The organism is Nocardia nepalensis, from assembly GCF_048910785.1.
Taxonomy (GTDB): Bacteria; Actinomycetota; Actinomycetes; order Mycobacteriales; family Mycobacteriaceae; genus Nocardia; species Nocardia nepalensis.
In genome coordinates this window covers 82,618-94,641 of the sequence record NZ_JBKBET010000031.1, presented here as the reverse complement: position 1 = coordinate 94,641, position 12,024 = coordinate 82,618, and the positions used below count along the sequence as shown (strand labels likewise).

Here is a 12,024-nt window from a genome sequence, read left to right as displayed (position 1 = left end):
GGTGAAACCGGCCCCGAGGGCCGGGGCAGGAATGGCGGTGGCATTGAACGACGGCCCACCCAGAGACCGGATCAACCCGCGTGCGATTCGATTCGCGACTCCCGCATGACCGATGAGTTGCGGGAGCCATTCGAGCAGGACGGCGCGATCCGGCCCTTGGACGTCAGTGCCGTTGCGACGGCCGCACGCCTGCCCTTGGCCGCGGTGGCCGGTGCCTGCTTGCGCGCCGTCTCGGATTCTGACGACCGGTACCGATCCGCGCCCGACGCTCCAGACGCCTGTGTCGCCACCACCCGGTGGCGCCGACAGAGCTGTGCGGTGCGGATCGTCCTGGCAGGTGTTGCCGGAGATGCTGCGGCGACATCCTTGCGACGATATGTGCGTGATTGCCGATCGGGGCAGGAGTCGTTGGTCGTCGGATCGGCCGCCACTGGGCCTGCGGCGCAGGGATATCGTGGTCCCGGACGGTGGCTCGCCGGGACTTCCGGCCCTTGATCCAGGGGCACCGATCGCCCCAGTCTGAATAGGTGAGAGCAAGCGGACAGCCTGCGCCGGTGATCGATGCACGTCGGCACGACGCGGTGATCTTCGATATGGACGGGGTGGTCACCGACAGCGCGTCGATACATGCCGCCGCGTGGACCGAACTTTTCGATGCGTTTCTCGCCGAGGGCGCTGCCGAGCCGGGACAGGACCGCTCACCGTTCACCGAGGCGGATTACCAGCGCTTCGTGGACGGTAAACCGCGCTACAGCGGTGTGGCGGATTTCCTTGCGTCGCGCGGAATTTCGCTGCCCTGGGGCGATCCGTCCGATCCGGAGGGCGCTGCCACCGTCTGTGGTCTGGGCAATCGTAAGGATCATCTGTTCCTGGATCGGCTGGCGCGCGACGGAGTCCGGGTTTTCGAGTCCACGGTCGCGCTGGTGCGTGAGTTGCGTGACGCGGGGTTCGGTACCGCGATCTTCTCGGCCAGCTATCACTGTGTCCAAGTGCTCGAGGCGGCCGGTATCGGCGATCTGTTCGCGGTGCGGGTCGACGGGATCGTCGCCGAAGATCTGCGGCTGACCGGCAAACCCGACCCGGCGATGCTGGTCGAAGCCGCGGGTCGGCTGGACGCGGATCCGAGCCGGACCGTCGTCGTCGAGGACGCCGAGGCGGGGGTCACCGCCGGTCGGCGGGGCGGGTTCGCCTTGGTGATCGGCATCGACCGGACCGGGCACGCCGACCAGCTGCGTTCCCATGGCGCCGACGTGGTGGTCACCGATCTGGCCGAGGTTCGCGTGCGTGCCGGATTCCGGCGTATGTCGGAGGTGCCGGGTGCGCTGGAGTCTTGGCCCCGGATCTCCGCCCTGCTCGATACCGAGAACGTGGCCGTACTGATGGATTTCGACGGTACGGTCGCCGAGATCGTCCCGGACCCGGATGCCGCCGCCCTGGTCGACGGAGCCGCCGCGGCGATCACCGAACTCGCCGGCGCATGCCCGGTCGCGATCATCAGCGGCCGCGATCTGACCGATCTGCGAAAGCGGGTGGGACTGGCCGGAATCTGGTATGCGGGAAGCCACGGCTTCGAACTGGTCGCTCCCGACGGCAGCTATCACGTACACGATGCGGCGCCGGCCGCCGAACGGGCGATCGCCGCCGCGGCCGACGAACTCGGGCGCCGGGTCGGCGATATTCCCGGAGTTCGGGTGGAGCACAAGCGATTCGCCGTCGCGATGCACTATCGCAACGCCGCACCCGACGTCGTCGCCCGGGCGATCGGCGCGGTGCACGCGGTCGCACAGCAGGGCGGGCTGCGAGTGACGAACGGCCGCAAGGTCACCGAGATACGCCCGGATGTGGACTGGGACAAGGGCCGGGCCCTGCACTGGATCCTGGACCATCTGCCGGGCCCGGAACTGCCGATCTACCTCGGCGACGATCTCACCGACGAGGATGGCTTCGATGCTGTCGCCTCGCACGGCATCGGAATCGTGGTGCGTCACACCGAGGACGGGGACCGGCGCACGGCGGCACGATTCGCGGTCGACGGTCCCGGTCGAGTCCGCGACCTCCTCGATCGGATGGTGCGGCCGCTGAGCCGCGAATCCGATTCGGAGGCGTCCGATGCCTGGACACTCGTCTTCGACGGGTACGACCCGCACACCGAGAAACTGCGCGAAGCGCTGTGCACCGTGGGCAACGGCTATTTCGCCACCCGCGGTGCCGCACCCGAATCGCGGGCCGGCGAGCACCACTATCCCGGCACCTACGCGGCCGGAATCTACGACCGGCACAGCGACAAGCTCTCGGGGCGCACGGTGGACAACGAGAGCCTGGTGAACCTGCCGAACTGGCTGCCGGTGTCGTTCCGGATCGATGACGGAACATGGTTCGACGTCGACACCACCGAATTGCTGTCCTACCGACAGGAACTCGATCTGCGCCGAGCGGTGCTCACCCGCCGGTTCCGATCCCGCGACACCGCGGGCCGGATCACCGAGGTCACACAGCGGCGGTTCACCGCAATGCACCGACCGCACGTGTGCGCCCTGGAGACGACGATCGTCGCCGAGAACTGGTCGGGAAGGCTGGTGATCCGCTCGGCGCTCGACGGCGACGTACGGAACTCGCTGGTGGAACGCTATCGGGCCCTGTCCGGTGACCATCTCACTCCGGTGCGGGTCGCGAAACTGTCCACGGATTCGGTGCTGCTGGCGGTGCAGACCAGCCGATCCCGGATTCCGGTGGCGATGGCGGCCCGCAACAGAATACTCCGGGACGGGGAAACGACTGCCGGCACAGAACAACTCGTCGACCAGGACGGCATGATCGGCCACGACATCGACGTTCAGATGACCGCAGGGACGGCGGTGACCCTGGAGAAGGTCGTCACGGTCTTCACCGGGCGCGACCATGCGGCCTCCCTTCCGGAGGAGGAGGCTGTCCGCTGGCTGAGCTGCCAGCCCGGATTCGCGGTTCTGCTGGACGGGCATGCAGCGGCGTGGGAACACCTCTGGGAGAGGTTGCGCATCGATCTCGAAAACCGCGAGAACGCGGTGCGCATACTGCGTCTGCACCTACTGCATCTCGTGCAGACACTGTCACCCAACACGGCCGATCTCGACGTGGGTGTCCCGGCGCGGGGCCTGCACGGGGAGGCGTATCGCGGACACGTGTTCTGGGATGAGCTGTTCGTATTCCCGGTGTTGAATCTGCGCTTTCCCGCCCTGACTCGATCGCTGTTGCGCTACCGCTACCGGCGTTTGGCCGAAGCACGCCGCGCCGCGGGTGAAAACGGTTGTGCGGGTGCGATGTTCCCGTGGCAGTCCGGCAGCGACGGCCGCGAGGAAAGTCAGCAGCTGCATCTCAATCCCCGGTCGGGGCGTTGGAACCCCGACCCCAGTCATCGAGCGCGGCACATCGGCAGTGCGATCGCGTACAACGTCTGGAACTACTATCAGGCGACCGGCGATCGCGAATTCCTCACCGAATACGGCACCGAAATGCTGGTGGAGATCGCCCGGTTCTGGGCGAGCGTCGCCACCTACGACACCGAGCGCGACCGTTACCGCATTCGCGGCGTGATCGGCCCGGACGAATTCCACTCCGGCTATCCGGCAACTCCGCACGACGGCATCGATGACAATGCCTACACCAACGTCATGGCGGTCTGGGTGATTCTGCGGGCGCTGGACGCGCTGGAACTACTCATGCCGCGCGATCGCGCCGAACTGATGGAGACCCTCGGCGTCGCACCGTCGGAGCCGGCGCACTGGGCCGAGGTCAGCCGCCGCATGTATGTGCCGTTCCACGACGGCGTCATCAGCCAATTCGAAGGCTACGGCCAACTGGCCGAACTGGATTGGGACCGCTACCGGGAGCGCTACGGTGACATCCAGCGGCTGGACCGGATCCTCGAGGCGGAGGGCGACGACGTCACCCGGTACCAGGCGGGCAAGCAGGCCGACGTGCTGATGCTGTTCTATCTGCTGTCCTCGGACGAACTCCGGGAAGTGCTGGAACGACTGGGATACGACCTGCCGGGCGAGATGATCCCGCGCACCATCGACTATTACCTTGCGCGCACCTCACACGGGTCGACCTTGAGCAGCGTCGTACACAGCTGGGTGCTGGCCCGTGCCAACCGTGAGCGTGCCATCGAGTTCTTCGACAGTGTCCTCGAATCCGATATCGGGGACATCCAGGGCGGAACGACCGCGGAAGGAATCCACCTGGGTGCGATGGCGGGCAGCATCGATCTGGTGCAGCGCTGTTTGACCGGGCTGGAAACCCGCAGCGGGCGTTTGATATTCACGCCGCACTGGCCGGAATCGCTGGGTTCGTTGGTTTTCCCGATCAGCTACCGCGGCCACCGGCTGACCATCCGGATCAGCGGCGATGGCGTGGAAGTGCGGTCGGAGCCGGGCGACCTGCCACCGATCGAAATCGAATGCCGAGGCCAGGTCGAGCAGCTCGCGCCCGGCGCCACCTTCCGAGTGCAGCGCAGATCGGCGCGGCCCCGCATCAACGACAGGGACAGCCAACAATCGTAGAAGCGCGCGTCCGTGCCGGGCGCCTCGCGCGAGACCGCCGCCGTCCGGGGCGGACGATCACCAATGGCTCCGAGACCAATGACAGTGGCTGCTGTCAACGAACTTGGCCTACCCGCTCAGGAAGCGCTGGGTGGCGTCGTAGACGTCGCGCTGGTAGGCGCGATCGCGGGAGCGCGCCGAGGACAGCTCGACACGTCCGGTGTCCACGGCGCGGACCGAACGGATATAGCTGCCGCTGGGGTGTGCGGCGGGGCGGGCGGCGGTGGCGACCACTGTGCGCGCGGGCCGCTCGGGGGAGGACAGCAACGGTGCGCCGAGGAGGCCGATCAGGTGCAGCGGACCGCCCGCACTGCGCTGGAATCCGGTGCGCACCGCCCCTGGATCCACCGCGTACACCGCGATCCGGTCACGCCACCGTTCGGCCAGCGCGTAGGTGTAGGCGAGGTTGGTGAGTTTGCTCGACGCGTACGCGCGCATCTGCGTCCACTCTCCGGGAAGTGCCCAGTCCTGGATCGGGCGGGCCCGCGCTTCCAGGTACGAGGTCATCATGATCACCCGCGCTGGTGAATTCCGCTGTTCGCCAATCGGTTTCAGTAGCGATTCGAGGCCGCGGGTGAGTCCGGCGACCGCCAGGTGATTGACGGCCACGGTCCGTTCGACGCCATCCACGGTGAGGCCGTGGCGATCGAATGCGGCGCCCGCGTTGTTGACCAGGGCGCCGAGACCCTCCGGTGCGGCACGGTGCACCTGATCTACGAGTCGCGCCACCCCCGAACGTGTTTCGAGGTCGGCATCGACGGGAATCAGGGCGCCCGGCACGTCGCCCATGCGCGCCGCGGCCTCCCGCGCACGCTCCGCGGTGCGCCCGTGCACCAGTACGGTCCAGCCGAGCCGCGCCAGTGCGCGACCAACCGAGAATCCGATACCGCTTGTCGCTCCGGTCACCAATGCGGTCGAAGCCGATGGGACCGCCAATGGATTCGTTGTGTCCATTGCTCTTATTCTCGGAGCACAGAATGGAATGACAATACCAAAATCGAATCCGGAGAAGCCCGATGCCCGCGTCCACCGATACCCTGACCGCCAAAGGACTGCGCAGCCGCGCCAAGATCGTCGACGCCGCCGCGCGCCTGATGCTCGCGAACGGTGCGCACGGCGCCACGATGGAGGCGATCCAGCACGAGGCGGGCGTCAGCGCCTCGCAGCTCTATCACTACTTCGACAACAAACGGGACCTGCTGGCGGCGGTGATCCAATCCAGCACCGAGGTCGTGCTCGCCAATAAGTGGCTGCTCGATATGCGCTCGCTACATGATCTGCGCGCGTGGCGGGATGCGGTGGTCGGCGCGGCGCGCGCGACCGGCTGCCGCACCGGGTGTCCGCTGGCCTCGTTCGCCGAGGACATCCCCGACACCGATCCGGAACTCCTCGAACTGGTGGCCGCCGGATTGCGCCGCCTCACCGCCGCCGTGGCCGACGGCCTCACCGCCATGCGCGATGCCGGAGAACTGCGCCCGGACACCGATATCAACCGTTTGGCGCTCGTCGTCGTCACCGCCTACGAGGGCGGCATGCTCGTCTCCCGGACCCAGCGCGACCCCGCACCGCTGGAAGCGGCCCTCGACACCGCCGTCGCCTACGTCGAGACACACGCCGCTCGCACCGAGGAGTTCCGTCGAGCGTAGTCGAATGGTTGGTCGCAGACGCTGCGTTCAACCGCCATATCACTACGCTCGGCGAGCTGCTGGAGCGGCACTAGTACGGGTGTACGACCATGACGGGGCAATGTGCGTGTTGTACGAGGGCGTTGCTGGTGGAGCCGAGTAGGAGGCCGCGGAATCCACCGCGACCGCGGCTGCCGACCACGATGAGCTGTGCGGTCTTGGACCATTCCAGGAGATGTTGGCGGATGCGCAGGTCGTAGACCCTGTGCCGGACCTCGACATTCGGGTACTTCTCCTGCCAGCCGCGCAGGCGTTCGGCCAACAGTTCGCGCTGCGTGGCTTCCATGGTCTCGATGGGTGCGTCGAAAAACGGGTATCCGGCGAAGGAATCGATGAAAAAGTCGTGGTGGCCGTGCACCGCGACCAGCGCGGCCCCCCGGTCGGCTGCCTCGGCGAAGGCGGTCGCGGTCGCGGCTGCACCGGCCTGGCCGTCGACACCGACCACCACCGGACCGTCGGCCGGCAACTGTCCGCGCGGGTCGGCGGTGCGCACGACGACAACACTGCCGTGGCCGTGCGCGACCACGGCCGACAGGGTCGATCCGAGATGGGTGGCGCCGCCGACCCCGGGTGATACCCCCAAGGCCACCAAATGTGCGGTGCGTGAGTGCCGGATCAACAGTTCGGCGGGATGTGCCTCGGACACCTCCGTCGAAACGGTCGATTCGGGGGCTTCCTCGCGTGCGATACGCTCGGCCATGGCGACGAAATCCGCACCGCGCATGTGGATTTCGTCCAGGAGCGGAGCGGAGACGGCGCGCGCGTCGAGACCGGCGGTCGCGGCACGCAGATCCATGCCGTGCACGATCAACAGAGTCCGCCCGCGCTGCGCGGCGGTCCGGGCGGCCCATCGAACGGCCAGGGTCGACGCGACCGTGCCGTCCACACCGACGACCACCTGCGCCGATGCCAGCCGGTGCGGATCGGTATTCACGTTCTCGGTCATCTCGGTTGTCCTTCGAGTTGCTTTCGCGGGCATCACTGGCGCTACTGGCTATCCGAATCCACGGCAACGGTCGGTCGGCCTGCCATATTCACTCCCTCCGGCCTGTCCTGGCGAGTCCACGCCTCCGCTGGTCGACCGGTCGGCGATGCAGGCTTTGGTCCCGGTCGGACATGGTTTTGGTCGACCGCTGTGTGCCGGGATCAGAGCTGGATGGCGACTCGGACGATGCTGTTTTGGCGATGAGTGATCACCGGGAAATCGGATTCGATGATCAGTCCCATCATTTTCGCATTCGTCGGTAGCACATCCGCGGCGAATCGTTCGATGCCGCGCTCGCGAGCCAACTCGGCGAGTCGGGACAGCAGATCGGTAGCGATACCGTGGGCGTGTTCACCGTGGACGACGGTCAGCGCGGCGACGGCTGTTCGGGGCTGTGCGAGTGCAGCCGAATTCGCTACCCCGACCAGTCGGCCGTCGATGAACGCGCCCACGACGCAGTGCGTCGGATCGTTCTTGCCTATGGCCGCGGTGACCTTGCCCCGGATCAGACCGCCGGTCCGGCATTGCGACGGTCGAAGTCCCGTCGGGTGCGGCCCGCACCGCCCGGATGTGCGACAAACCGCTCGAGGTGACGACGGTCTGAAATAGGCTGGGCCCGTGCGGAAGACGGTGAAGGTAAACGACGGCCAACTGGTGAGCTATATCGATCACGGTGGCACCGGGCCCGCGGTGTTGCTTCTGCACAGCTATCTGATGGACGCCGACATGTTCGCTCCGCAGGTGCAGGCGCTCGGCGGGGCGTTCCGGCTGATCGCGATGGACGAGCGCGGCCATGGCAGTACTCCCGCCGACCGCCCGTTCACCTACTGGGATGTGGCCCGTGACGCGCTCGGCCTACTCGACGAGCTCGGGGTGTCCCGCTGCGCCGTGGTCGGCACCAGCCAGGGCGGGTTCATCGGCCTGCGGATGGCGCTGCTGGCACCGGACCGCGTGGCCGCACTCGCGCTGCTGGGCACCTCGGGCAGCGCGGAGGATCCGGAGGTCGCCGCCGGGTACCGCCAAGCCGCCGCCGCCTGGCGGGAATACGGTCCGACCCAGGAACTGCTGGACCTCAATGCCGCGATCTGCCTCGGCGAGCACGACGCGACCGAGTGGCAGGCCAAGTGGCGGCGGCTGTCCGGCGACCATATCGACCGCGTGCTCACCCCGCTGGTCGAGCGGGACAGCGTGCTCGACCGTGCGCCGGAGATCGGCTGCCCAGCTCTGGTCCTGCACGGCTCGGCCGACGCCGCCTACTCCGTCGACCGCGCTCGCGAGTTGGCAGCGGCCCTGCCGAACGCCGAATCTGCGGTGATCATCGACGGCGGTGCGCACTTCCTGAGCCTTACCGACGCAGACGCGGTCAACCCACACCTTCGGGCGTTCCTCGACAGGTCGGGAAGTCTCCGATAGCGTCTGACGGCTCCGCGGTCCGGACCTTCGATACGGCCAACAGCCCTGTGCCGCAGCCCATCTGGGTGCAGTCCGCCTACAATCCCCGCGTGACGCTTACCCTCGCCGACCTGGTCGGCTACACCGATCGCGACCTCGACGCCGACCTGGCGCGTTGGTTCCCCGCTACCGCGCCCGTTCAGCTTCCCGAGCAGACCCGATCGGTGGCACCGTTTCTCGCGCGTATGGCTCCCACCGACGCGGCGGCGCTGGCCGCCTTCGACCGCCGGGTGCGCTCGGGCCAGTTGCCGCAGTTCTTGGACATCTTCGACTGGTCCTACGGATTCGATTTCGCCGGAAACGACTGCGGCATCCTTGATTCGGACTACACGACCGAGCTGACCGACGACGACGTCTACTCGATCGGTGCCGATGGCGGCGGCAATCTGTACGTCGTACTCACCAACGGCCAAGTAGCCGTCTGGTTCCACGAGGAGGAGGTGCTCGAAGGCGGCACCCGCTTCGACAACCTCGACGTCTTCCTCTGGTCGTTCGTGCGCTACCGCGCGGTACGCGCCGGGAAACTCGCGCGCTCGGCCGTAGCGACAGACTTCCTGGCGCTCGGCCAGGACGGCGCACTCGAACCGCAACTCGGCCTGCTGAGCCTCATGAAGTAGGACGGGCCAGTCATTTGTGCGAATTTCCGGCGGCAGTGTCGAGAACAGCGCGCTGGCTCCGTCCCTGGTGCACGATCGGCCTGACCGGCCGTACAACCGAGAAGGAGTCATCGTGAAGTATCTGCTGCTCAAGCACTATCGAGGTGGCCCGGCCGCGACTGTGGACCAGCCGCCGATGGATCAGTGGGCCCCGCAGGAGGTCGACGCGCACATCCAGTACATGAACGACTTCGCCAACCGCCTGAAGGAGACCGGCGAGTTCGTGGACGCGCAGGCCCTGAGCCCCGAGGGCACCTTCGTGCGATCCGACGGTGCGGGACGCCCGCCGGTGACCGATGGCCCGTTCGCCGAGACGAAGGACCTCATCGCGGGCTGGATGATCATCGACGTGGAGTCCTGGGATCGAGCGGTCGAGCTGGCCGGGGAGCTGTCCGCGGCTCCCGGAGCCGGTGGCGAGCCGATTCACGAATGGCTCGAGCTGCGGCCGTTCCTCACCGAATCGCCCACGGTGACCGAGTGAACGAGCCGCCGCTGCGGGAGCTCGTGCCTGCGGTGATCGGCGTCCTCGTCCGTCGCGGAGCAGACTTCGCCGCGGCCGAGGACGCCGTGCAGGAGGCCCTGATCCGGGCACTCGAAGTCTGGCCGGCGGAGCAGCCACGCAATCCGAAAGCGTGGCTGATCTCGGTCGCGTGGCACAGGTTCCTCGACGCCGCCCGGGCCGAGACGGCCCGGCGCGAGCGAGAGCTCGCCGTAGAGGCCGAACCCTCCGGCGGCCCGGTGCCCGCCGCGGACGACACACTGCGCCTGTACTTCCTGTGCGCGCATCCCATCTTGTCGCCGAGTTCGGCCGTCGCGCTGACCCTGCGCGCGGTCGGCGGCTTGACGACCAGGCAGATCGCGGCGGCATACCTGGTTCCGGAAGCGACGATGGCACAGCGGATCAGCCGGGCCAAACGGCGCATCGCCGGGGTCCGGCTGGACGAGCCCGGCGACCTGGCGACCGTGCTGCGAGTGCTCTACCTGGTATTCAACGAGGGATACAGCGGGGATGTCGACCTGGCGGCCGAGGCGATCCGGCTCGCCCGCCAACTCGCCGCCCTCTCCGAGGCTCCCGAAGCGGCCGGTTTGCTCGCGCTGATGCTTTTGCACCACGCGCGCCGGACTTCTCGCACTGGGCCCGGCGGTCGCCTGGTGCCGCTGGCCGAGCAGGACCGCTCGCTCTGGGATACCGAGCTGATCGCCGAAGGAGTGACGATCCTGCAGACCGCCTTGGCCCGCGACCGGCTCGGCGAGTACCAGGCCCAGGCCGCGATCGCCGCCTTGCACGCCGACGCCCGCACCGCGTCCGAGACGGACTGGGTGCAGATCGTGGAGTGGTACGACGAGCTGCTGCTCCTGACCGGCAGCCCGATCGTGCGGCTCAATCGTGCCGTGGCCGTCGGCGAAGCCGATGGACCACAGTCCGGTCTCGCCGCCCTCGACGACATCGACCCCACCCTGCCCCGGTACGCCGCGGTGGCGGCTTACCTGCGTGAACGCGCAGGCGATCTCAGCCAGGCCGCCGACCTGTACGCCGAGGCCGCCCGTGCCGCCACCAGCCGGGGCGAACGCGACCACCTCACCCGCGAGGCAGCACGCGTGCGCCACCTTGTGCGGACCTCACCACCGCCTTGAAGCTCACCGGGCATTTCGCGGATTATCCGACTGTCCAGGGTCGCAGTTTCTCCGGATTCCGGATCGCCCAGATGCGGGTGATCCGGCCGTCGGCGATATCGAAGGCGTATACCGACACGATGGCGTCGGCGACCTGCGCCACCAGGCCGGGTTGGCCGTTCACCGTGCGCTCCAGCAACGTCACCTCGGGGGCTCGGGCGGCGATGTCGATCCAGGCGCGGGCGATTTGTTCGCCGCCGTTGATCGGGTGCAGGAAGGCCGGAGCCAGGCCGCCGCTGTCGGCCGTCGCGGTCGCCTGCGGATCGAGCAGGCCGATCAGAGCCTCGATATCTCTTGTCTCCCAGGCCCGTTTGAAGTCCCTGACCACCTCGGCGCGCCCAGTTCTCGACGGCCCCTGCGCTGTGCGGATGCGACGGCGGGCCGAGGAGGCGAGCTGGCGGCAGGCCGCAGGAGTGCGCCCGACGATGTCGGCGACCTCGGCGAAGGGGTAGCGGAACACGTCGTGCAGCACGAACGCCACCCGCTCGGCCGGCGTCATGGAATCCAGCACGACGAGGAAGGCCATACTGATCGACTCGTCGAGGGTGACCCGATCGGCGGGATCGGCGGGAACGGGACCACCGAGCCATTCGGCACGGTCGGGTACCGGCTCTGGAATCCATTCGCCCACATAGCGTTCCCGCCTGGCTCGCGCCGAGCCGAGCAGATCGAGGCAGATGCGGCTGGCGACCGTCGTCAACCAAGCGCCGGGCGTCGCCACGTCTTGGCGCTGCTGCTCGGATAACGCATACCAGCGCGTATAGGTCTCCTGCACGACATCCTCGGCTTCGGCCAGCGAGCCGAGCAGCCGGTAGGCGAGATTGATCAGCTGACGGCGTTCGCTGATGATCTAGCGCAGTTGCGGATCGGTCATGGTGTCGGCTCCTTCGGTCGATGCGGCCCTCACCGAATCGACGACGCAGCGACCCGAACTGTGAGACGGCCTGACATTCCGGTCGGCTGCGTCGTCGGGAGGCTGTGACACATTCAGCAGA

10 protein-coding genes are annotated in these 12,024 nt (G+C 67.7%); 6 read left to right on the top strand and 4 right to left on the bottom strand.

Annotated features, from left to right (window positions below; all coding sequences use genetic code 11):
* Nucleotides 1-554 precede the first annotated feature (554 nt).
* On the top strand, nucleotides 555-4,538 hold the full coding sequence (otsB, locus tag ACHQ4I_RS25225) for a trehalose-phosphatase (protein ID WP_420774316.1): 3,984 nt from the start codon (nucleotides 555-557) through the stop codon (nucleotides 4,536-4,538).
* 108 nt (nucleotides 4,539-4,646) lie between these two features.
* Here otsB and ACHQ4I_RS25220 read toward each other — a convergent pair whose 3' ends face one another.
* A complete protein-coding gene (locus tag ACHQ4I_RS25220) occupies nucleotides 4,647-5,531 on the bottom strand; it encodes an SDR family NAD(P)-dependent oxidoreductase (RefSeq protein ID WP_420774315.1) in 885 nt (294 codons plus the stop codon).
* Between the two features lie 62 nt (nucleotides 5,532-5,593).
* Here ACHQ4I_RS25220 and ACHQ4I_RS25215 point away from each other — a divergent pair, with 62 nt between their 5' ends.
* Nucleotides 5,594-6,223 carry a TetR/AcrR family transcriptional regulator gene (locus ACHQ4I_RS25215; protein WP_420774314.1) on the top strand — a complete coding sequence of 210 codons (630 nt, stop codon included), beginning with the start codon at nucleotides 5,594-5,596 and terminating at the stop codon, nucleotides 6,221-6,223.
* A gap of 70 nt (nucleotides 6,224-6,293) precedes the next feature.
* Here the strand turns inward: ACHQ4I_RS25215 and ACHQ4I_RS25210 are convergent, their stop codons facing one another.
* Nucleotides 6,294-7,208: a universal stress protein gene (locus ACHQ4I_RS25210; protein WP_420774313.1), complete on the bottom strand. Its 915-nt coding sequence runs from the start codon at nucleotides 7,206-7,208 to the stop codon at nucleotides 6,294-6,296.
* Nucleotides 7,209-7,408: 200 nt separating this feature from the next.
* The gene (locus tag ACHQ4I_RS25205) at nucleotides 7,409-7,729 is read right to left on the bottom strand and encodes a GNAT family N-acetyltransferase (RefSeq protein ID WP_420774940.1); all 321 of its coding nucleotides are present in this window, start codon (nucleotides 7,727-7,729) and stop codon (nucleotides 7,409-7,411) included.
* A 136-nt stretch (nucleotides 7,730-7,865) separates the two neighbouring features.
* Here ACHQ4I_RS25205 and ACHQ4I_RS25200 point away from each other — a divergent pair, with 136 nt between their 5' ends.
* The 4 genes from ACHQ4I_RS25200 to ACHQ4I_RS25185 all read left to right on the top strand — a co-directional run bounded on the left by ACHQ4I_RS25200 (nucleotide 7,866) and on the right by ACHQ4I_RS25185 (nucleotide 10,990).
* Nucleotides 7,866-8,660 carry an alpha/beta fold hydrolase gene (locus tag ACHQ4I_RS25200; protein ID WP_420774312.1) on the top strand — a complete coding sequence of 265 codons (795 nt, stop codon included), beginning with the start codon at nucleotides 7,866-7,868 and terminating at the stop codon, nucleotides 8,658-8,660.
* An 89-nt stretch (nucleotides 8,661-8,749) separates the two neighbouring features.
* Entirely contained in the window at nucleotides 8,750-9,316 is a 567-nt protein-coding gene (locus tag ACHQ4I_RS25195) for a hypothetical protein (RefSeq protein ID WP_420774311.1), read from the top strand.
* 109 nt (nucleotides 9,317-9,425) lie between these two features.
* Nucleotides 9,426-9,836 carry a YciI family protein gene (locus ACHQ4I_RS25190; protein WP_420774939.1) on the top strand — a complete coding sequence of 137 codons (411 nt, stop codon included), beginning with the start codon at nucleotides 9,426-9,428 and terminating at the stop codon, nucleotides 9,834-9,836.
* Complete coding sequence (locus tag ACHQ4I_RS25185) at nucleotides 9,833-10,990, top strand: RNA polymerase sigma factor (RefSeq protein ID WP_420774310.1); 1,158 nt, start codon at nucleotides 9,833-9,835, stop codon at nucleotides 10,988-10,990. The genes ACHQ4I_RS25190 and ACHQ4I_RS25185 overlap by 4 nt, the downstream gene beginning before the upstream one ends.
* Before the next feature lie 22 nt (nucleotides 10,991-11,012).
* Here ACHQ4I_RS25185 and sigJ read toward each other — a convergent pair whose 3' ends face one another.
* Nucleotides 11,013-11,876, bottom strand: a complete 864-nt coding sequence (sigJ, locus tag ACHQ4I_RS25180) for an RNA polymerase sigma factor SigJ (protein WP_420774938.1) — start codon at nucleotides 11,874-11,876, stop codon at nucleotides 11,013-11,015.
* Nucleotides 11,877-12,024 lie beyond the last annotated feature (148 nt).

Coding starts and splice junctions, on each gene's coding strand:
- ACHQ4I_RS25220 (WP_420774315.1), bottom strand. CDS start 5,531: ATGGACACAACGAATCCATTGGCGGTCCCATCGGCTTCGACCGCATTG.
- ACHQ4I_RS25215 (WP_420774314.1), top strand. CDS start 5,594: ATGCCCGCGTCCACCGATACCCTGACCGCCAAAGGACTGCGCAGCCGC.
- ACHQ4I_RS25210 (WP_420774313.1), bottom strand. CDS start 7,208: ATGACCGAGAACGTGAATACCGATCCGCACCGGCTGGCATCGGCGCAG.